Raw genomic sequence first — 21,240 nt, forward strand, 5'->3', positions numbered from 1 at the left:
CTTCACCTCCAGGCTGTGAGCTTGCGCTCCAGCCACTTTACCGGAGCCGCAATACAGGACGCGAGCACATAATAAATGAGCAGCAGCAGCCCGAAGATGATCGGCGTATCGGTATAGTAATTATTGCGAAGAATCATCGCCTCATAGGTCAAATCCGCCATCGTAATGAAATAGACAAGTGAGGTCGCCTTCAGCATTTCGATCCAGAGATTGCCCATAGGGGGCAGCATTCTTACAATCGCTTGCGGCAAAATGACAGAGCGCATCCGGGTAAGCGGCGATAGATTGAGTGCGATGGACGCCTCATATTGTCCCTTCGGAATCGCTTGAATGGCGCTCCGTACAATCTCACCGCCATAAGCGCCGATGTTGAGACCGATCGCCAGGACGGCAGACCAAGTTTTGGACAGCTCCAAACCCGCAATAGGCAATGCGAAATATACCCAAAACAATAACACCAGCAAGGAAGCGGCTCTGAACAGTTCGATGTACCCGCTCGCTAACCAGCGAACCGGCGTCAGTGAAGACAACTTGCCTAGACCAGATAACATAGCGAAGAGCATAGCGACAACACCCGACAACAGCGTAATTTTGACCGTCACCCATGCTCCCTGCATCAAATACGGAAGCCACTGGCCGATAACCTGAATCATCTTATTGCTCGCAGAGCTGCTCTGCGGTCGCGTCCCCCGGCAGCTCATGCTCCGTAAAACCGAAAGCGGTCAAAATATCCAGCAGCTCACCGTTTTCCTTCATCTTCGCCAGCTCAGCATTGAATGCATCCCGGAATGACGTATCGTCCATACGGAATGCCGTGGCTCCGTAACCTGTTACACTGTTGCCGTCGACGAGGGGCTGCTCGAAATCCATCACTCGCTCGATCCCGGGATCGTTTGCTGCTGTCAGTCTGGAATGCAGCGCAGGACCTGTCATCGTCATGGCATCTGCCCTGCCGGACTGCAGCGCGCTTATCGCCGCATCCTGATCGGGCACGATGACCATTTGTTTCTCCGACACGCCGGAAGCAGTCAGATAACCAATCTCTACAGCGCCGGCCATTACCGCCACCTTGGCATTCTTGTTCTCTGCGATAGCGGCATAGCTGTTAAGCCCGAGCGGGTTGCCCGATTTGACCGCCAGTCCTTCCCCGATACTGTATTCGGGATCAGCGAACAGCACAGCCGCGCAGCGATCCGGGTTAATGAACATGCCAGCCGTAATCATATCGAATCGCTTGGCATGCAAGCCCGCTACCAGAGCGGAGAATTCCGTCAACTCGCCTCTCATCTCTCCTATGTCCAGCCGTTCCAGGATGACTCGGGCAATCTCTACCGCCTCACCCGTAAGCTCACCTTTTTCATTCTTATACGCATACGGATTTTCACCTGCGAAGCCGACGGTAATATAGCCATTTTGCACCGCCCGCTCCAGTGTAGTGAGCCCCGCTCCATCTTTTCCGCCATGGTTGCCATTACCAGTACCTGTATTGGCCTCATTATTCACTCCGCATGCACCGATCAGCATGATCGTCATCAGAATGAAGGCCAACCATTTTCCGCGCAAATTGCATCCCAACCTTTCCCAGTTTTTTTGGTCACTACAAGGCTAACATGAATGCGGCCCCCGGTCATTTCCAGGAAAAGGCGATAATGTAACGTATCATGGGGTAACTTTAGCTGAGGAAGACCCACCCCGCTTCTCCTCCTTTTTCCTTCCGCATCCTTCCTTATCGTTCCGAATAAACGAGTTTACTTATGAGATGAAGTATGTTATATAAATAATCCTTATATATATATTCCTCATATTAATGAATTTTAATTATAATTTTTACTTATAAAAATATTGTCGAATGTTCTCCGCGTATGGCAGGATCCGCGCTTTTTTTCGCCAAAAAAAATGGCTTCCCGCCGTTGACGATACCGTCAGGCAAGAAGCCATTCCTATAGTTGACCGATCATCAAAACCTATCGTGCCATATTAAAGCTTGCTCATCCACAATACATACGCATTCCGATCGCGCTCCGCTCCAATATCGACTAACTGCTTCGCTGCCCCTGATTGCGAAATCGGCTCTCCATTCCATTCCTCAATGACGATTTTCGTTAAGCCTTGCCGGCGCAATACTACACCGAACATCGTACGAAGAGCTTCCAACCGCAGCTTGTCGTTGCGCCCGTTTTTCGTCCCAACCTCATACACTTTTTTTCCGCCCGCTTCCAGCCAGAATTGCCAATCGCCGCCGCTAAGCACGACATAACTGCCGGCTTTCCTCGCATAAGAAGGAGCGCTTGGCGATTTGGCAGGCCAATCGATGAACAAGCCATACGGATTGGCTGGATCAAGTGCAGACAATACGGTTACTTTCCCCTCTACCTTCCCGGGTATAGGACTGCTTAGTGCTTCGGCGATTTCCGGTGTGGTGAATTGCATCGCTGCTGCTCCTTCGACAAATACCCCTCTCGTGAGCGTACCCCATTCCTCCAACTTGACCAGCACGGGCAGCACCTCATCCCAGCGGAAAGGCGTATAGGCCGTAATAAGCTCTTTCGTTATAATGCCGTAGCATTCGATCAGTTGGTGAATCCAGTGTGAAGCGGACGCAGAGCCCGTCTTGCCTTGAAGCTGTGAACCCGTAGATTCTGCTTGCTTGTCCAGCTCATCGTCCATGTTCTCCCCGCTGCTCGCCTTAGACTTGCCGGCCAGCGCGCCTGTCCAATACCATCTGCCGAACCCTGACCCGGTTCGCGCCCAGTCCTTGCCCTTCTTGCCAATCCCGAGACGCAATGGAGCGAATTGATCATTGGACGCGTGGCCTTCCCAGGCAAGCTCCAAGAGATCGCTCAACGTCTCACTCGGCGGCTTGCCGTATTGACGGCTGATCTGTGTCAAGAAGCTCGCTCCTCCATCCCTCAACAAACGAAGCAGCTCGGGATAAGCCGTCTCTCTCGTTAACAGTTCCTCCGCATAAGGAGACAATAGCGCAGCATTTGACGCCAGGAAGAATGCAATTCTGCCCTCCTTCTGTCCGGCCCCTCTACTTCCTAGCCAGACCACCTCCCCGGTGGCGCATAGCGCATCTAGCTCTTCCTTGCGATAATCCTTCAAGCGTGAAGGAAAGAGAAAGCTCTCCCAATGCACCGCAGGCAGGAATAGTCCTTGCATACGACCGATCACAGCAAGCAGTCCCTCTTGACCTTGAAGCTGGGCGCCCTGCAGCGCATGCTGTCGATATGCCAGATAACCGCACCACTTGGAAGGGGCAATCGACGGCACTAGCTGACGCGCCTCCCCAATCGACAGTCTGACCATCTGCTCTGCCGCTTTGCTGCTAGTCCATATCCGTTCTTCGTCATCCGCAGCGAATGGCGCTTGTCTGATTAGCTCCTGACTTAACAGTTCCTCCGTAATCCGCCGAGCGTCTTCAAGCTGAAGGACGGGATAGCGTTCACACAGCTCCGGCTCCGTATATGACATTCTTCCTTCGGCATAACGGCTTACGATGAACAAGCAAGAAGAAGCTTCATCCGGAAATCCGGCATAAATCTCCGCTTCATCCGCGCATATCCACCGTGGCAGCGGATCGCTGTCATGCTCGCTCCGCATATCGATCTCTTCTACGTTACCGCTCGACGCTAACGTTCGCAGCCAGGTCACCGCTTCTGCTCCTGCATGAGCAATCAGCTCCGACAAACTCATATCCCCGCGAATTTTCAAGAAGGAGCGAAGTTCGTCTGCGGAACGGATCGATCCCGAACGCTTCTCGATCCGCTCCTCAACCTGATGCAGTACGTCATCTGATATGCTTCGCTTCACCGCATCGCGACCGAACAGTTCACCCGCCAAATCTTTGCTGATATGCAGAAGTCCGGCTTTGGTCGCCGCATCCAGTCCATCGCCTTCATACAATCTCATATTGACATAGTCCGCCAGAAACTGCGTTGCCATCGGCGAAGGATATTCCGTCTCTCTCACGACAACTTCAATCTCACCCTCCTGGATCGTCGTCAGAAGCGAACGAAGAGATACAAGATCCAAATAATCGTATAGACATTCCTTCATCGCTTCCGTCAAGAACGGGAAGGACTCCGCATATGGCAGTGATTCTCGCAGCAATTCCTCGCTTCGCAGACGCTTCTGCCACATCGGTACACGGGTGAAGCTTCTTGCAAGCAGCAGCGAAGTCTCAGCGATACGGCGGAACGCAATGGCGAGCAGCGGCGACCCCGTAACCGCCTCCGTCAGCAATGGTTCCACATTCGCGGGAGTCACCTCCCAAATCATTCGGAGCCAAGAAGCATCCCATTCCGGCAGTACGAACTCAATGCCGTTGTCCTTGGCGTTGCCATATAACGTATAGGGCAATGTCCGTTCGAATTGCCGCTGAATCGCAAGCAGCCATGTCCGATTCAGACGTCTGCCGTAGGGATTCAAAATGATCACATGTGTCTGATTCATCATATCCTTGTAATGCTCGATTACGATTCGGCTCGCCGTTGGAAGCTCACTGAAGGCATGCTGCGATACGATATAACCCATTAATTCACCCGCGGTGTAGTCATCCAATCCATATTCGCTGCCAAGCCACTCCGTTACGGCATCCACCCGATCCTCTCCGCCTGAATACGAACTTCTCCAATTGCTCCATTGCCGATGTCTGGACCGGTCAGGCGAAGGATCTAGTGATAAACGCGCAGACAACGACTCTATCAGCTCGCCTACCTTCATACCAAGAGCAAGTGTCCGTCCCGGTCCCTCATTGCGCCAGAACGGCACCTCGCTGAAGCTGTTCGCAGCCTCCGAGACATATACCCTGTCTTTATCAATCTTGCGGATCATCCATGAGCTTGTTCCCAGCAGGAACACATCGCCGACACGGCTCTCATGCACGAATTCCTCATCCAATTCTCCAAGATGGGTGCGACTGTCAAGATGATGCACCGGAAAGTGAGAGGATTGCGGGATTGTGCCTGCGCCTGTCATCGCAGCAATAGAGGTATTTCCCCTTTTGCTCAAAAGGCCGGAATCCCGGTTCCAATCCAGGATTGGCCGGGCGAACGGATACAATCCCGCCAGTACAGCCAATGTGCTTTTCAATTGATCCATATCCAACTCGCGGTAGCTGTAACTTCCAAGCAACAGCTGATAAAGATCATTCACCGTCATCTCTGACGACGCCACGATGGCAATGATTTGTTGGGACAAGACATCCAGCGGCTTCTCTGGCATCTGAATCGGCTCAATCTCCCGATTCGCGATTAATCCTCCCAGTACAGCAGCCTCCGGCAGGACGCCCCGCTGTCGGATGATGATAACGCCCCTCGATAAATCGCCTACCCCATGGCCGGCCCGCCCAATCCGCTGGATGCCGGAAGCCGCCTCAAGCGGGGAATCGATCTGGAGTACAAGATCGATATGGCCTACGTCAATGCCTAGCTCCAGTGACGATGTGGCGACGAGACAACGCAGCTCGCCGCTCTTCAGCATCGCTTCTGCTTCAAGCCGCTTCTCCTTGGACATGCTCCCATGATGAGACCTGGCCATCTGATACCCGACATGATCGTTAATGCGCAGCACTAGCCGCTCGCACAACCTGCGGCTGTTCACAAACAACAACGCCGATGTGCAATTCTCCATCAGCTTGAAAATGCGTTGCAAAATGGGCAACCATACCCCGTCCCTGGTCCCTGCCGATACGCTTGTATCCGGCATCGTAACTCTGACGTCCATCCGCTTCTCCATATGGCTCTCGACAATTTCGACAGGCCTCAGCGCATAACCAAGCGGATAACGCTCTTTATCCGAAGCATGGGAATGGCCATTGTCAACAAGAAGCGACTCCTTCTTCAATCCTCCAAGAAATTGCGCCACTTTCCACAATGGCTTTTGAGTCGCCGATACACCGATTCGCTGTATTCGAACGCCATTAGCGGCGTTATGCTCCAGACGCTCAAGCGATACAGAGAGATGAGCGCCGCGCTTGTCTCCCGCCAAGTCATGAATTTCATCCACGATGACATAACGAACTTCGCTCAGCATGCCCCTGCCTTGCTCCGAGGTTAACAGGATGTAGAGCGACTCAGGCGTCGTAATGAGCAATTCAGGCGGATTTCTAAGCATCGACGCCCGCTGGGATGAAGACGTATCGCCTGTCCGTACACCGCTTCTGAAGCCGGGCCACCGGATACCAAGCGTCTTGGCCTCGTCTTCAATCTGGCCTGCGAAAGCAAGTACATGATGCTGAATATCATTGTTGAGCGCTTTGAGCGGCGTAATATATAACAGCTTGACCCCCTTTGGCACAGGGGTATCACCAAGCGTCTTCTCTTGAACAATCGCATTCACGCAAGGCAGCAAGCTGGCTAAGGTTTTGCCGGAACCTGTGGGAGCGGCAATCAGCGTATGACTGCCAGCTTTAATCGATGTCCACGCTCTGGCTTGCACGTCCGTAGGTTCCCCGAACGAGCGGCGAAACCAGGACATCACTGCGGGATGCCAGGCCATGCTGTTCCATTCGTAATCAGGCATAACTTTCAACTCCAACCGGCATAATAGTGTCAATCTATTCCTTGCCATACTAGTCCAATTATAACAGTGATTACGGCAAGGAATAAGCATGACATTCAGAATAAAAAAGGAGACATACGATGAATGTATGGGATGTTGCGATTATTGGCGGAGGCCCGGCAGGACTTAGTGCCGCGCTTGTTCTTGGCCGCGCGCTGCGATCGGTCATTATTATAGATGAGGATAATCCCCGCCATGCGGCTGCGAGAAGCTCCCATGGCTACCTGACACGGGACGGCATTGCCCCATCGGCGTTCAGGGAGCTGGGACGAAAGGATTTGCAAGCTTACGAGCTTGTCAGAATAGAGAAGGACACCGCGATACAAGCCGCACGGGAAGAGAATCACTTCCATATCGCGACTTCAAGCGGTAAGTCCTATCGCAGCAAATATCTTATCGTAGCCGCTGGTGCTCGCGATCAGCTGCCCCCTATTCCCGGCATCCAGGATGCTTATGGCATCTCCGTCTTTCCATGCCCGTATTGCGACGGGTGGGAGCATCGCGGAGAGCCGCTTGCCGTAATCGGCAGCGGGCAGTCCGTGTTCGATTACGCGCGGCTCATTTTTAATTGGAGCAGAGACTTAATGGTTTTCACTGACGGAGCTTCAACGCTGACGCTTGACCAGAAAACATCGCTTCAGCAGCACGGTATCTCTTTAATTGAGCAGCCGATTAAGTCGTTCAGCAATCGCGACGGTCAGCTTGTGAAAATCATCTTGGAGGATGGACAAGAGGTTGACCGGCGCTTTGCCTTCCTCGCGGATACCGGTGCTCGGGACGCGACGGATATCCCCAGCACGCTAGGCGTTGGACGTGAACAAGACGGCCAATACGAGACGCAGGAGCATGGAAGCACACGGATCGACGGATTATATATTATCGGCGACGCCAAGCATTATTTTACAGGACTGATTGGATCGGCCAGTGAAGGCTATGAGGCGGGGGTTGCCATTAACAAAAGACTTGTGGAGGAAGATTGGGGTTAGTGTCGATAAGTATTCAGGCGCAAGACCATGTTGCGACAAACATTTCAGCACGGTTCTGATAGGATGATAGGCATGTCGCCTATAACTAGCAGAGGAGCGTTGCGCATGAAATGGATTATGAATGAAAGCTTTCACAACGAGACGATCAACTTTGACAGCTTTAGCTTCAAAAATTGCAGCTTTACGAACTGTGTCATTATCATTACGACATTGAACTTCCACTTTGAGGGTTGTTCGTTCTACGGTTCTGCGCTGCATGTCAATCCGGACCTGCCCATATTCGAAGTATCCCACCGACTCTCTCAATCCGTCTATGATACGGATACGAATTGTTATCGTGACGATTACAAATACCCGAGAACGAGAGTGCCGCTTCCAACATCGAACGTCCACTGATGGCTAAGCTCGCATGAGCCGTCATAAGCAAAAAAAGAACCTCCCGCCGCATCCATTGCGCCGCTTGGGAGGTTCTTTGTCTATTGTCCGCTCGTCATGTATCATTAGCGCGTCTTCACAATAATTTTGCGGATGCTCTCACTAGACAGATGGTACTTACGCTCCAGCTCGGCGACAGTAGCACCGTTGCTGTAGTGTTGGAAAATTTCCTTGTTGCGCTCCGCCAGAAGCTTGCGTGTACCGCTTACTTCACCCCAGCTTGCGCGCTGGTTCGACGGTTTTGGAATATAGATCAGATCGCCTTGAATGTATTTTTGCAGCTCCAATAGGAGACTAGGGGGAAGCACGTCTCTTCCATTTTTGTAGTTCACGGTATAAATCCTCCTCAAATATGTTCAAACGTTTCGCTTGCAGTGCGTCATTCAGAAATGCATTTTTCATTTCTTGCCGCCTCCCTTTCTAGAGTAGTTTTTTTGGGGTGGTCCCCGGCTTCATATGAAGCGTCACTTTCCATTATAAAGAAAACCAATTTCAATCACAATATCATTTTATCAAAATAAAAAGAGGCCCGAAGGCCTCTTCGATTACGGTAATCTCCGTTAAACGGAGACCACCTCTAAGTTGTGAATCACACGGATCAGCTCCCTTCCTTCACGTAGTACGTCGGCCCGACAACCTAAGTATACTGCCATTCCGTGGAAGCCGAATAGGACAAAAACAAGTTAAAAAAAACTTTACCAACTTATGCTTTACGCCCCGATACCGGGAGCCATGCGCCTATTCCGTTTGGCCATCTTGGCAAGCTCTGGATAAGCTACACCCACCAGCACAACAATGACTCCTGTCCATTGCAGCCAAGATACATGCTCATGCAGGACGATGGACGATAACAAGACCGCTACAGGCAGCTCCGCCGCTCCAAGAATGCCAGCCATGCCTTCACCGATATGCGGAACCCCGTAGGTGAAGAGCAGTGGCGGAATAAAGGCGCCGAACAAGCCAAGCACCAAACCAAACAAAAAGAGGCTGCTGAACAGATCGCCATTCCACAGAAACGCTGGCGGGAACAGGATGAAGACAAACGTCATGCCTCCTGCTAGCATCCACTTGCTGCGGGTGGCCGGCGCCACTTCCGGCGCTGCTTTGCCGCTGAACAGAATAAAGAGGGTGTAGCTTATGGCAGCCAAGAAGCCCAATGTCACACCCAGCAGATGGAAGGTGCCTCCGCCCTGCTCCATAATCCCTGCAGCCAGCACTGTCCCACCCAGCAAAATGACGAGTGTAGTAAGAATGGCCCGATTGGGCCGCTTCTTCTGCCTGATAGACTGCAGCAGTACACCGATCCATGTAAATTGGAACAATAATATAATGGCAAGCGACGCCGGAATATAGCGTAGCGATTGATAATAGATCAGACCTGTAATAGCTGTAGGCAGTCCGGCAGCCATCAGAAGCAGCCGCGTCTTCCAAGCAAGTCCGCCTCGGCCCGTCTTAGCACCACCGCTCCCTTTGGCTGATCCTGAATCAGCAGATCGCTTTTGCCTGCGCTCCACATACGTTGCGAATAGCCAGGACAATAAGAAACCGACCATTAGCTGAGTTCCGACAACCTCGCCAAGCTTATAGCCTTGGCCGTATGCTAGTACGACGAATGTAGATAGAATGCCATAACTGGCTGATCCGATAAACACGGATATCATGTATTTCATTTTTCTCTCTCCCCTTGATGCTACGTTGAATGTTGCGCGAACGCAAAAAAGCTACGGATAGCAAATCTTATGTCATCATAAGATTTGCCATTCGTAGCAAGGAAGTTAGGCTTCCCGTAGAAACCCCCACCCTGTGTCCGAAGCCGTTATGTGGGGTTATACGAAATGTATGCACAAATAGTTGAACTGCTCGTTCTTGAACGGAACCTTACCTATTCTGTCACCTTGATGGAGTTCTGTCAATACCCTCCTGGCAAAATAGCTTCAGCCGTCCTTCTATTCCATTTGTTGAATTTGTATCAGATTCGTTGCGCCTGCTCTTCCGCTAGGAATCCCTGCGGAGATGACGAAATAGTCACCTGATTTCAGCAATTGCGTGCGGGACGCGCTGCGCACTGCCGACTTAAACATTGCATCCGTAGAGTCCGCCCACTCGCCCTTAACCGGCACAACACCGCGTACAAGCGTCAGTCGGCGCAAGACATGATCATGAGCCGTAATGGCGATAATCGGCGCTTTCGGCCGGTATTTGGACACCATACGCGCTGTAAAGCCGCTCTCGGTCGGCGCCAGAATCGCCTTGGCATCGAGCTGTAGAGACGAGCTCACCACAGCTTGGCTGATCACTTCTGTCGTCGAAGTAGACGGTGCGGCAAGCCTGTTGCGGAATTGTTCCGTATAATCGATCGTCGACTCTGCGCGTTCTGCGATCATAGCCATCATGCGGACCGATTCCAACGGATATTTGCCTGCAGCTGTCTCGCCGGACAGCATGACCGCATCGGCTCCTTGCAGTACGGCATTAGCGACGTCACTGACTTCCGCACGCGTAGGGCGCGGATTCACTTGCATCGAATCCAACATTTGTGTGGCCACGATAACCGGTTTGCCGGCCAAATTGCACTTCTGGATCATTTCCCTCTGAATCATCGGAACATCTTCGGCAGGAATTTCGACACCCAGGTCGCCGCGGGCAACCATAATGCCATCGGATACCTCGATGATCGCATCCAAATTCTCAACGCCCTCTTCATTCTCGATTTTGGAAATAATCTGAATGTGACCTGCGCCCGCATCCTCAAGCAGCTGTCTTACTTGCAATACATCCTCCGCTTTGCGCACAAAAGACATAGCGATCATATCCACGCCCTCTTCTACGCCGAAAGCAATATGCTTAATATCACGATCCGTAACGCCTGGCAGAGTGGTGCGGATGCCTGGAAGATTGACGCCTTTACGCGGCTTCAACGGGCCGCCGTTCAATACACTGCAAATTATTTCTGTATCTTCAACTTCATCGACGCTGAGTTCAATAAGACCATCGTCGATTAAGATTTTGTCGCCTGCTTGAACAACCTTTGGCATATCAGGGTAATTAACAGCTACACAGCTTCCATTGCCTGTAATAGCTCTGCTTGTCAGGGTCAGCTTGTCGCCTGTTTTCAGTTCATAACTGCCTTCCTCCAGCAGACCAATCCGGATTTCCGGACCTTTAATATCCATCATGACCGATACAACTGCCGATGCGGCCGAAGCCGATTCACGGATTAGCGATATGCGCGCGCTATGATCACTTAACTCACCATGTGCCATATTCAATCGGGCTACATTCATTCCCGCATTCATCATTTCTTTCAGTATAGAAATCGAATTGCTGGACGGTCCCATCGTACATACGATCTTCGTTAGACTCATGTCGTCATCCCTCCATTATTAACTTCGTCCATTGTAGAGGAAAAAAGCGACATCGTACATGCATTATAGTATGATGAATATATTATAGTATGATTCGAGGTGTCGTATGCTGTCGTTTGAACAATTGTGCTTACACCAAGGGATGAACTGGTACGAAGAGCGGTCCTCCCATACTCCAACGGCTATTCTTGTCGTGATGACCTATGGAAAATGCGTCTACTGGATAGATGGAGAGAAGCTGCTGCTGGAGAAAGGCGACTTTATGTTTATCGCTCCCGGCGTAGACTACTACGCTAAAAGCGTTCCTACCGTCTTCCATGAACAATTTGTTCTGACCTTTCGGATGATGGAGAACTTCAATGAAGAAGGCGTGCCGCTGCTTGGGAGCCGCCCATTCACCAAAGCGAAGGCCGGCTGTTACGAGATGATGATCGAACGGCTGCGCACGGTATGGAAGGAATGGCAAGAAAACATGCCGTACGTCAAGCTGCGGTCAGCTGCGCTTACGCTTGAGACTCTGGCTTTATGGAGCCGGGAGCTGCAACGAGGTGCGCAAACATCCCTTACTCTGCAGCATGCCGATCGCATGAAAGCTTATATACAGGATCATTATCGGGGCAAAGTAACGAAGGAGCATTTGGGGACATGCATTGGCAGGTCGCCTAACCACGCAGCCTCCCTGTTCCGCCAGACGACTGGAGGAACCATCAGCGAGTTTGTACACAGCCTTCGCATGCGTACCGCCGTCTACATGCTGACGGAATCATTGCTGACGGTATCGGAGATTTCCGATTACTTGGGCTATTCTGACGTTACGTACTTCCAGCGGGTCTTCAAGCGTACGCTGGGCCACACCCCGTCCGCGTATTTAAATGAGCGTCGGCAGCACGTATAATAGAGACAAGCCATCTAATTTTTCAGAACCTAACGATATCCGGAGTGATGATACAAATGACTACTTATACTCACAACGGCGTGGTACGTTCCGTCTGTCCGTTCGATTGCCCAGACACTTGCGGCCTCCACGTCACGATTCAGGACGGACGCGTCACGGGCGTAACCGGTGATCCCGACCATCCCGTCACAAGAGGAGCCATATGCAATAAAGTCAGACAATTGCCAGACCGTGTGCATCATCCCGATCGGCTGCTCTACCCGATGCGCCGGACAGGTCCCAAGGGCTCCCTTCAATTCGAGCGGATCAGCTGGGAAGACGCCTATGAAGAGATCACGCGCCGAATGAAGTCCATTATGAACGAGAGCGGAGCCGAAGCCATATTGCCTTACAGCTTCTACGGCAATATGGGCGTCTTGAATGCCGAAGGCATGGATCGACGCTTCTTTCACCGCTTGGGCGCAAGCAAGCTTGACCGTACAATCTGCAATGCCGCCGGATCAAAAGGCTACAGCTATACAATGGGCGGCTCCATCGGCATCGATCCCGAGGAGACGGTTCATACGAAGCTATTCCTCATTTGGGGAGCCAATTTGGTCTCGACCAATATGCATCAGACGATGCTGGCGACAGAAGCGCGCAAGCAAGGCGCGCGTATTATTCATATCGACGTTCACCGCAACCGCACCTCCTCCTGGGCGGATGAGTTCATCCATCTGCGGCCAGGCAGCGACGGAGCGCTGGCCCTTGGCCTCATGCATATTCTGATCCGTGACGGTCATGTGAAGGACGAATTTATTCGAGACCATACGGTTGGCTACGATGAATTGCGAAGCGAGGCTGCCAAGTATTCGCCAGCCGTCGTATCTGAGCTTACCGGCATTCCAGTGGAGAAGATTGAAGAGCTGGCTCATGCCTACGGCACGACTACTCCATCCTTCATTCGGATTGGCAACGGATTGCAGCATCATGACAACGGCGGCATGATCGTCCGCACCATCGCCTGTCTTCCTGCTCTGACTGGCCAATGGGCGGAAATCGGCGGCGGTGCGATGAAGGGCAATAGCTGGTATGCCCGATTTAATAATGCTGCCATCGAACGCGAAGATCTATTGCCGGACCCGAACGTACGCACCGTTAATATGAATCAGCTTGGAGACGCGCTTACGTCGCTGGAGCCTGCAATCCGTATGCTGTTCGTCTACAACAGCAACCCAGCAATCGTCGCACCCGATCAACAGAAGGTCAGAGACGGGTTCATGAGGGATGATCTATTCACAGTGACCCATGATTTATTCCTGACCGATACTTGCAAATATGCGGATATCGTCTTGCCAGCGACAGCCCATTTGGAGAATCTGGACCTTTACTCCTCTTACTGGCATCATTACATTCAAATCGGCAAACCGATTATGCCGCCAGCAGGTGAAAGCAAATCAAACTTTACGCTGTTCAAGGAATTGGCTTTACGGATGGGCTTCGAGCCGGAGCTGTTCGATCTGACCGAAGAGGACATGATTCGGATCGCGCTGGATAGCGACCATAATCCGTTGCTGAAGCATGTGACGTTCGATTCGCTAATGGAAAACGATTGGATAAAAGCCGGAGACGGTACCCGCTATCCGAAGACGAACCGTCTGCCGACACCTAGCGGGAGGATCGAGCTTTATTCCGAGTCGATGAGCGGAGCCGGCTTGCCTCCTGTAGCAACTTATACGCCGCTTGCTGAGCCGGAGACTTATCCCTTTCTGCTGACATCGGGACCTAATCATAGCTATATCAATTCGACCTTCGCCAATCAAGCAAAGCTGCAAAAGCTGGAGAAGCGCCCGACACTGCATATGCATGCCGATGATGCAAGCAGACTACAGCTTATTGATGGAGAGCGCGTGCTATTACGCAACGATCGCGGTGAGGTACGATTGACGCTGAAGATCGGCACAGACGTGCTGCCAGGCGTACTGGTGACACAAGGTCTCTGGTGGGATGATGAAGCGGAAGGCCGCAGCGCTGTAAATTCGCTCACTCCACAGCGGTTGGCCGATATGGGCGGTGGCGCAACCTTCTTCTCTAACCGGGTTGAGGTCGTGAAGATCCCGGTTATTGAATTGTAACTGAACAATTATACAAGATGGCGCTGCTGAGTATCTATGGCAGCGCTATTTCGCGTTTCTATAGCCAATAGAAAAGGGACCGTCCTTAAGTCATAAAGACTATTAGGACGGCCCCTCCAAGTTGAAAGAGATTCGACTATACTTTAAATTCCGGAACGCGGTGAGGCGGCTCCTCGCCTTGCAGCACAGCTACGAGATTGCGTGCCGCCAGCATCGCCATTGCGTCTCTTGTCTTCTCCGTAGCTGAGCCAATATGCGGCAGCAGCAGTACATTGGGAAGCGTTAGCAGCGGATGATCGGCAGGCAGCGGCTCCTGCTGGAAGACATCGAGTCCAGCCGCGTGAATGGTGCCATCCTGTAAGGCTTCAATCAGTGCCGGCTCATCAACTGTGGCTCCACGGGAAGCATTAATGAAGATCGCTGATGACTTCATCAGACGGAATTCTCGTCGGCCTATCAATGATTTTGTCTCATTCGTTAATGGAGTTAACATGACAACAAAGTCCGAAGCGGCCAGCAGCTCGTCCAGCTCCATATAGCTGGCCCCATACTTCGCTTCCGCTTCCGGCTTGCGGCTGCGGTTATGATAGTTCACCTTCATGCCGAATCCATGCGCAGCTCTGCGAGCTACCGCTTCTCCGATACGCCCCATACCGATGATGCCCACAGTCGCATGGTGCACGTCCAAGCCGAACAGAACACCATCATCCCCTCTCTTCCAGCGGCCATCTCTGACATACTGGTCAAGTTCAGCCACTCTGCGGGCACTGCCAAGCATAAGCGCAAATACAAGATCTGCTACCGTCTCATCCAGCACTTCCGGCGTATGCGTCCCCGTTACATCATGACGCTTCATCGCATCAATATCAAAGTGGTTATAGCCAACGCTTACCGAGCTGACTACTTTCAAATTCGGCGCTGCCTCAAGCAGCGACTCATCAATCCGCCTGCCGCCCGTTAAATATCCCTCTGCAGGGGCCAACCTTGTATGTAGCTCCTCTCTGGGAACCGTATCCTCTTCCGTCCAAGCATCAACCGAGCAATGCTCCGCCAAATAGTTCAATACAGCTTTTGGCAAATCAAGATCTACAAAGATAGTAGGCTTCAAAATGTTCTGCTCCTCTCTCGTTGTCACGGTACGAGCAGCGGCGTATAGCCCGTCTTCTCAACAAGCTTCTGGCCTTGCTCTGACCGTATCCAGTTTATGAAAGATTCGACATGAGGATTGCTTGTTCCTGCCGTCACAGCGTAGAAAGGACTGCTGAGCGGATAGCTATCGTCTGCAATGCTTTCCCGATCTGGATAGACGCCATCCACAGCGAGCAGCTTAATTTCCCCATTTCTAACCATTTCTGTCGCATAGTAAAGGAAGGTGAACCCGATTGCATCAGGGTAATTCCGATAGTCTGCCGTACGCGCGATGATGCCGCCCATGCCTGCCGCCACATCTTCCTGCGGCGGATTAGTTAGGCTTCTCCCTCTCATTAACCGCTGAAGCGCCGATTGACTGCCGCTGCCTTCCGGACGCTGGAATGCCCTGATAGCCGCACGTTTGCCGCCCAGCTCATCCCAACTCTTGATGTTTCCAGCATAGATATTCTGAATCTGCTCTAATGTAAGACCAGTAACCGGATTATCGGCATGTGTAAAAAACACAAACGCTTCACGCCCGATCGGCGTCAGCGCAAGCTCCGCGCCAGCAGCCAACGCATCGCCGCGCTGCCGCTCGGATGGCTCGGCTGCAAAGATCAGGTCTGCTTCTCCCGAGAAGAGACTCTCATAGGCTTGACTGGTTTTCGTCGAGCGCACCTCGCTGCGATGTACATCATAGTCCTTCTCCGGATAGACTGCCATGGCGAAAGCGGAATAAAGGGGATAGAGAGCTGTAGCTCCGTCCAAAACAGGCAATTCATCTCTCAATTTGAAGGTAGCCGCCTCATTCAGAACGGCAGCCTTGGAGCCCCGAACGAATGGCTCATAGGCTTTCAGATCAACTTCACCCTCCACCACTTTGGGGATGCTGTTTTGATACATCCCATTCAGCTCATAACCGGAAATAACAACGATAAAAACAAGCGTCAAACCGCCCATGATGCTCCAGTATACTTTTCGCCTCAGCCATTCGCCCAAGCCTAGCACCAGCATAACTGTAAGCACTGCACATACGCATAGGATGAGCCAAATATAAAAGAATCCCGCCCCCGACAAAGCGGCGAAGATATACACAAAAAAACCGACAAGCCAAATTAACGGCACGAAAAACAATCCCGTCAGCACACGAGACCAAAACGTTCCCTTTGCAGCCAATCCCATCACACTTCCTCTCATGGACATCTATTTCTATATATCCACTATAAGGAAATTCCCGCATGCCGAACAGTACTATTTTGTACTAGTACCGAGTCCTTTGAACCATCCCCGTATGACGGCAAGAATACAAAGCAGCAATGGAAACAGGACAAATCCGATCAATATATAGCTGGTGCCCGTATTGGCGATGAACGAAGAGACTGTCTGAAAGTCAGGTCCGACCCAGAAGCATACAAATAACAGCAGCAGCCCGACAGGCATCACAATAACCTCAGGCTTCTTAAGTCGGAACGTATCGGAGATGCCTCGCGTAATCACATAATAATAGACGCTGATTTTGATATACTCGCCCAGTACCCACACCATCATCACTATCGCTTCCAAATGCTCGAAAAACTCGGCATACGCAATATAGCGTGCCGCCATTAGAACAGGATAGGTATAATAGCCAGCGCTCTCGCCTACCAGCATAAAAACAGCCAAATTCGAGGCCAGCATGACGAACGTAATGCCGATCACGCACCAAAAGCCCCATTTTCGAATATTGTCCTGATCGCGAACTAATGGAAAAATATAGACGGCAAGCAGCAATTGACTGAACCATCCGTCCACAACAAGCGAGCCTTGAAGCAAGGGCCCTGCCCCTCTCTCCATAAACGGCAGCAAATGAAGGGGATTCAGCTCAGGAATAAGAAGGATAAGAATAAGCACGGTGAACAAGGTAATGATCGGTACAAAGATTTGTCCAGTACGCGCGATAACCTCGAACCCCCTTCTTACCGCCCAACCGCACAAGATTAGCATCGTGCCGATAATGACGACAATAGGTGTCTCCAGAAAGAAATTAGACTCAATAAATTCCGCATAATCGCGTGTGGAGATTGCCACGATATGGAATTGGAACAGAATAAAGAGAATGCTGACTATCTTGCCAAGAAAGGTCCCGAACAGAGATTCCATCAGCCTCACAATCGAGCCTTCCGGGGAGAGCTTGAACAACTTGTAAGCCAGCCACACGACAAGAAAACCTAATCCCATTCCGAGAAGCGGAGTAAGCCACATATCCTTCTCTGATAATCGTGTCGTAATAGACGGCATTAGCAGCACAGTAGAGCTTAGAACGAACTGAAACATGATGACCGCAAGCTGGACGGAGGAAATTTTCCCGTTCAGCATCTTAATTCACCGGCTCCAGCAGCGGCTTTAGCGGACTCAAGGCCTGCTCCACCCACTCTGTCGGATTAGGCAGCTGCGGATTGATCGCTATTCCGACCGTTAACGCCAAACTTAACAGAAGCAGCGTACAGACGATCCAAGCGTCTCGCTTCTGCAAGCCGCGCCAAGAACCGCTCGTATAGCCAAACCCTAGCGCAAATAACCAGACGAGCATCATTAAAGGGATGGACATGCGCGTATCACTCCATTGGGATGTTATTGATTTGTTTCACAAGCGCTCCGGGTCTACGAATCTGAATGTTCACTTCTGTGTTCGTCTCGATTTTCTGGAAGGTTTCACTCCAGCTCGATTTGGCAATGGCCCATTGCTTAGGATACTTTCTTCGAAACAGCTTGCTATAGCCCACAATATCCGACTTATATTTTTGCTGTATCATATTCAGGGACTTATCGACTTTATCTTTGATCATCTGCTCGAATAAAACCTCCATCTGCATAATTTGCTCCGGCTTGGAATAATCCAGTTGGCTTGCATTCTGAATCAAATTCCCCTCGCATTCAATAAGCAGATCCATAGTCCACTTGCCGCTGCCATCGATCTTAGGACGAAGCTTCGATTTGCTCATTGTCAAATGAACAGCGATCGTTTCCTCTTTTGCTACTGTTGCCGTTAGAATAGTGCTAGGTTTGATCTGATTGGTAATCCAGAAGTAGCCATGCGTCAGCTCGTTGTTCAGACTTCCAATCATTTGACCTTTTTTGAATATGGTCAACCCTTTGAAGTAAGGAACGTTGGCATTGCGCAGATGCTTCTTCTCGGACATGACGGCGCTGGTCAGAATATACGGCACCGTATACGTCTGCTCCGGTGTCTCCACAATCTGCTCCATTACTTTTTTCAAATCCACGTCGATGCTGACCTCTGTTTTTGACAGCTCTGTGAGTGCCTCCATCAGATTTTGGTCCAGCCTCGGTATGACGCCCATTACTTCGATAGCCCTACCTTGCGTCACGTATATATTCGTTCTCTCCCGTGCGCGTACATAGCGCAGGAAGAAGTCCAGGTCATCGTTGAAGCCGCGCTCCGCCCGTTCCTTCCCGAAAACATACACATTGTTATGGCCCCAATATAATCTGCGCGACAGCCTTTCCTGCAAATTGGACATCGCGTCTGCCATAGAAGTGCCCGTAGCGCTGGATACGAGAATATTGCCGTTTTTATTTTGACTGTCCATCTGCTCCTGTCCGTCTCCCGCTTCATTGCCCCCGGGAGACGGCAAAAAGATTTCAACAGACAGCTTCACTCTATTATTTTTCTCCTGATCAATACCCGCTCCCAATATGATGGCGATATCATTGACCTCGATCCGGTCCCAACAGCCCGTTAGTAGAGTGACCGTCGCAATTGCTGCAATGACACGTATCAGATGGCGCACCCTTATTCTCACTCCTGTTTTCGATGCAATTTGGATACGTGCATGCCCGACTTGTTGCGCAAGCCGCCTCCACTGTTCGTCAGCCTTGGCCGTTTGCGTGGAAGCCAGGCCGGCGGACGCATAATGACGTCCGTCCATTCTCCGACCATCATCGGCGCCATTGGGGACAAATAAGGCAAGCCGAAGGACCGCAGCGAGCAGAGGTGAATGGTTATGCCGATAATGCCCATGAGAAGTCCAAGCAAGCCGAATATCCCTGCCAGAAACATCATAGGAAATCGAAGCAGCCTGATGGATATGCCGACAGAATAATGCGGCAGCAGAAATGAAGCGATACCCGTTATCGCAACGACCATAACCATCGGAGAAGATACAAGTCCGGCAGAGGTCGCAGCTTGGCCAATGACCAGCGCACCCACGATACTAACAGCGGCGCCAACTTGCTTGGGCAGGCGTACCCCGGCTTCCCTTAACGCCTCGAACATCGTCTCCATCATGAATGCCTCCATAAGCGCGGGGAACGGTATAGCTTCCCTTGACTTGGCGATGCTAAGCAGCAATGCGGAAGGAATCATCTCATGATGATACGTCAGCAGAGCCACGTAACCGGAGGGAACAAGCAGCGCAATAAAGAAAAAGGAGTACCGGAGCCAGCGTATCGCCGTCGCGATAAGAAACCGCTCGTAGTAATCTTCCGGCGATTGCAGCAAGGAGAACAAGCTGACAGGCGCAATAAGGGCCATTGGGGTATTGTCGGTCAATATGACAACGCGGCCCTCCAGCAGTCCCGCGGCGGCTGCATCCGGCCGCTCCGTGCTCAGCAGCTGCGGAAAAGGTGAATACGGCTGATCCTCGATATATTCTTCAATCGTGCCGCTTTCCAGCACGCCGTCAATATCGATCATCGCGATTCGATCTTCTACCTCCCGTACCAGCTCCGGTGCCGCAAGCCCTTCGATATAGGCGATCGTAATATGCGACTGAGTAATTCGCCCCACTTCAATTCCTTTCATCTTCAGCTTCTGGCTTCTGAGCCTGCGCCGCAGCATGGCGCGGTTATCGATCATGCTTTCCGTGAAGCCTTCACGCGGACCGCGAATGACAGATTCCGCAGCAGGGTCCTCGATGGCTCGCTTGCGCCACTCTGCCAAGGAAAAGGCATAGCCGCGGTCAATGCCATCTACAAGCAGAATAACGCTGCCTGTCGTTATATGATCGATGATCTCTTCCAGGGTAGATATTTCTTCCGAGCATAAGCCTGTAATTTTATACTGGAATTGCTGTTGAAATGTAGTGTTATCAGGATGGAATCTCCAGCCCGCCATCTCTTGCCGAAGCTCGTCCATTCGGTCTTCATGCGTCAATCCGCTGAAAAAAACAAACATGCCGGACAATTGCTCGCCGATTCGAAAGTGATACATCGAGGCGTCGCTGCAATCGTTCAAAAAACGCTCAAGCATCTCCTGCGTCTCTTCGATACGGCTGGCCAGCGGCGTATTGTGGTCATTCATAGACATCTCCCTAGGCTACCGATGAGTTAGACGTGCTTATCGTTTGCCAGTTCTTTCTTTTTTATCCGCCCCCCGCCATGGCTGGCATTCCCGCGATAGATCAACGCGTAATCGGAGAACCTAGTAGTGCTCGCCTACGCGGGCCAAAATACGCACAATGGAGGAATCCGAGTATGGGTCGTCACAAGCAGCGCTCCTCAGCAGGCAAAAACGTGTCGTACGCGATTCGCTCTAGGCAAGCCGAGAATGACGTAGCAGGTACTGTGGCACAACATCGGAACCAAAAGGGCCATGCACCGAACAATCCATCCACAGGCTAGAAATTAAAGGTACTAACTGAGCTATGGGTATCCTTTTACAATAGCTCTAGTGGCTGGACGCACGGCCTCCATCCTTATGCGAATGACAAAGAGACTGTCAGGCCAAATGCCCGACAGTCTCTTTCATT

General features: G+C 51.5%; 17 protein-coding genes and 1 riboswitch. Of the genes, 5 read left to right on the plus strand and 12 right to left on the minus strand.

Annotated features, from left to right (window positions below; all coding sequences use genetic code 11):
• Positions 1-2: 2 nt before the first annotated feature.
• The 3 genes from ehuC to DX130_RS08625 form a co-directional block, all read right to left on the minus strand.
• Positions 3-653: an ectoine/hydroxyectoine ABC transporter permease subunit EhuC gene (ehuC, locus tag DX130_RS08615; protein WP_116044402.1), complete on the minus strand. Its 651-nt coding sequence runs from the start codon at positions 651-653 to the stop codon at positions 3-5.
• Position 654: 1 nt separating this feature from the next.
• Complete coding sequence (gene ehuB, locus DX130_RS08620; RefSeq protein ID WP_116044404.1) at positions 655-1,533, minus strand: ectoine/hydroxyectoine ABC transporter substrate-binding protein EhuB; 879 nt, start codon at positions 1,531-1,533, stop codon at positions 655-657.
• A 444-nt stretch (positions 1,534-1,977) separates the two neighbouring features.
• A complete protein-coding gene (locus DX130_RS08625) occupies positions 1,978-6,525 on the minus strand; it encodes a DEAD/DEAH box helicase (RefSeq protein WP_116044406.1) in 4,548 nt (1,515 codons plus the stop codon).
• Positions 6,526-6,644: 119 nt separating this feature from the next.
• Between DX130_RS08625 and DX130_RS08630 the strand changes: the two genes are divergently transcribed.
• On the plus strand, positions 6,645-7,550 hold the full coding sequence (locus DX130_RS08630; protein ID WP_116044408.1) for an NAD(P)/FAD-dependent oxidoreductase: 906 nt from the start codon (positions 6,645-6,647) through the stop codon (positions 7,548-7,550).
• 105 nt (positions 7,551-7,655) lie between these two features.
• The gene (locus tag DX130_RS08635) at positions 7,656-7,946 is read left to right on the plus strand and encodes a hypothetical protein (protein ID WP_116044410.1); all 291 of its coding nucleotides are present in this window, start codon (positions 7,656-7,658) and stop codon (positions 7,944-7,946) included.
• A gap of 104 nt (positions 7,947-8,050) precedes the next feature.
• Here DX130_RS08635 and DX130_RS08640 read toward each other — a convergent pair whose 3' ends face one another.
• The 3 genes from DX130_RS08640 to pyk all read right to left on the minus strand — a co-directional run bounded on the left by DX130_RS08640 (position 8,051) and on the right by pyk (position 11,350).
• Positions 8,051-8,317, minus strand: a complete 267-nt coding sequence (locus tag DX130_RS08640) for a CD3324 family protein (RefSeq protein ID WP_116044411.1) — start codon at positions 8,315-8,317, stop codon at positions 8,051-8,053.
• A gap of 378 nt (positions 8,318-8,695) precedes the next feature.
• Positions 8,696-9,655, minus strand: a complete 960-nt coding sequence (locus DX130_RS08645; RefSeq protein WP_116044413.1) for an EamA family transporter — start codon at positions 9,653-9,655, stop codon at positions 8,696-8,698.
• A 74-nt stretch (positions 9,656-9,729) separates the two neighbouring features.
• A riboswitch (purine riboswitch) is annotated at positions 9,730-9,839 on the minus strand.
• A 92-nt stretch (positions 9,840-9,931) separates the two neighbouring features.
• Positions 9,932-11,350: a pyruvate kinase gene (pyk, locus tag DX130_RS08650; protein ID WP_116044415.1), complete on the minus strand. Its 1,419-nt coding sequence runs from the start codon at positions 11,348-11,350 to the stop codon at positions 9,932-9,934.
• A 106-nt stretch (positions 11,351-11,456) separates the two neighbouring features.
• Here pyk and DX130_RS08655 point away from each other — a divergent pair, with 106 nt between their 5' ends.
• Positions 11,457-12,245, plus strand: coding sequence for a helix-turn-helix transcriptional regulator (locus DX130_RS08655; RefSeq protein ID WP_116044417.1), 789 nt, complete (start codon positions 11,457-11,459; stop codon positions 12,243-12,245).
• A gap of 56 nt (positions 12,246-12,301) precedes the next feature.
• Positions 12,302-14,359 carry a molybdopterin-containing oxidoreductase family protein gene (locus DX130_RS08660; protein WP_116044419.1) on the plus strand — a complete coding sequence of 686 codons (2,058 nt, stop codon included), beginning with the start codon at positions 12,302-12,304 and terminating at the stop codon, positions 14,357-14,359.
• 136 nt (positions 14,360-14,495) lie between these two features.
• Here the strand turns inward: DX130_RS08660 and DX130_RS08665 are convergent, their stop codons facing one another.
• From DX130_RS08665 to DX130_RS08690, 6 genes are all read right to left on the minus strand, one after another.
• A complete protein-coding gene (locus tag DX130_RS08665) occupies positions 14,496-15,467 on the minus strand; it encodes a 2-hydroxyacid dehydrogenase (protein WP_206098779.1) in 972 nt (323 codons plus the stop codon).
• A 23-nt stretch (positions 15,468-15,490) separates the two neighbouring features.
• On the minus strand, positions 15,491-16,672 hold the full coding sequence (locus DX130_RS08670) for a substrate-binding domain-containing protein (RefSeq protein WP_240644365.1): 1,182 nt from the start codon (positions 16,670-16,672) through the stop codon (positions 15,491-15,493).
• Between the two features lie 69 nt (positions 16,673-16,741).
• Complete coding sequence (locus tag DX130_RS08675; RefSeq protein ID WP_116044421.1) at positions 16,742-17,845, minus strand: GerAB/ArcD/ProY family transporter; 1,104 nt, start codon at positions 17,843-17,845, stop codon at positions 16,742-16,744.
• A gap of 1 nt (position 17,846) precedes the next feature.
• Complete coding sequence (locus DX130_RS08680) at positions 17,847-18,077, minus strand: hypothetical protein (protein WP_116044422.1); 231 nt, start codon at positions 18,075-18,077, stop codon at positions 17,847-17,849.
• 7 nt (positions 18,078-18,084) lie between these two features.
• Positions 18,085-19,281, minus strand: a complete 1,197-nt coding sequence (locus DX130_RS08685; RefSeq protein WP_165861202.1) for a Ger(x)C family spore germination protein — start codon at positions 19,279-19,281, stop codon at positions 18,085-18,087.
• Positions 19,282-19,289: 8 nt separating this feature from the next.
• Complete coding sequence (locus DX130_RS08690; protein ID WP_240644366.1) at positions 19,290-20,792, minus strand: spore germination protein; 1,503 nt, start codon at positions 20,790-20,792, stop codon at positions 19,290-19,292.
• Between the two features lie 173 nt (positions 20,793-20,965).
• On the opposite strand from DX130_RS08690, the gene DX130_RS26395 reads away from it, so the two are divergent.
• Complete coding sequence (locus DX130_RS26395) at positions 20,966-21,112, plus strand: hypothetical protein (protein ID WP_165861203.1); 147 nt, start codon at positions 20,966-20,968, stop codon at positions 21,110-21,112.
• Positions 21,113-21,240: the final 128 nt, after the last annotated feature.

Source organism: Paenibacillus paeoniae (genome assembly GCF_003388735.1).
GTDB classification, from domain to species: domain Bacteria; phylum Bacillota; class Bacilli; order Paenibacillales; family Paenibacillaceae; genus Pristimantibacillus; species Pristimantibacillus paeoniae.

Excerpts from the sequence above, each read along its gene's own strand:
- ehuC (WP_116044402.1), bottom strand. The coding sequence starts at position 653 with ATGATTCAGGTTATCGGCCAGTGGCTTCCGTATTTGATGCAGGGAGCA.
- ehuB (WP_116044404.1), bottom strand. The coding sequence starts at position 1,533 with ATGACGATCATGCTGATCGGTGCATGCGGAGTGAATAATGAGGCCAAT.
- DX130_RS08625 (WP_116044406.1), bottom strand. The coding sequence starts at position 6,525 with ATGCCTGATTACGAATGGAACAGCATGGCCTGGCATCCCGCAGTGATG.
- DX130_RS08630 (WP_116044408.1), top strand. The coding sequence starts at position 6,645 with ATGAATGTATGGGATGTTGCGATTATTGGCGGAGGCCCGGCAGGACTT.
- DX130_RS08635 (WP_116044410.1), top strand. The coding sequence starts at position 7,656 with ATGAAATGGATTATGAATGAAAGCTTTCACAACGAGACGATCAACTTT.
- DX130_RS08645 (WP_116044413.1), bottom strand. The coding sequence starts at position 9,655 with ATGAAATACATGATATCCGTGTTTATCGGATCAGCCAGTTATGGCATT.
- pyk (WP_116044415.1), bottom strand. The coding sequence starts at position 11,350 with ATGAGTCTAACGAAGATCGTATGTACGATGGGACCGTCCAGCAATTCG.
- DX130_RS08655 (WP_116044417.1), top strand. The coding sequence starts at position 11,457 with ATGCTGTCGTTTGAACAATTGTGCTTACACCAAGGGATGAACTGGTAC.
- DX130_RS08660 (WP_116044419.1), top strand. The coding sequence starts at position 12,302 with ATGACTACTTATACTCACAACGGCGTGGTACGTTCCGTCTGTCCGTTC.
- DX130_RS08670 (WP_240644365.1), bottom strand. The coding sequence starts at position 16,672 with ATGGGATTGGCTGCAAAGGGAACGTTTTGGTCTCGTGTGCTGACGGGA.
- DX130_RS08675 (WP_116044421.1), bottom strand. The coding sequence starts at position 17,845 with ATGCTGAACGGGAAAATTTCCTCCGTCCAGCTTGCGGTCATCATGTTT.
- DX130_RS08680 (WP_116044422.1), bottom strand. The coding sequence starts at position 18,077 with ATGTCCATCCCTTTAATGATGCTCGTCTGGTTATTTGCGCTAGGGTTT.
- DX130_RS08690 (WP_240644366.1), bottom strand. The coding sequence starts at position 20,792 with ATGAATGACCACAATACGCCGCTGGCCAGCCGTATCGAAGAGACGCAG.
- DX130_RS26395 (WP_165861203.1), top strand. The coding sequence starts at position 20,966 with ATGGGTCGTCACAAGCAGCGCTCCTCAGCAGGCAAAAACGTGTCGTAC.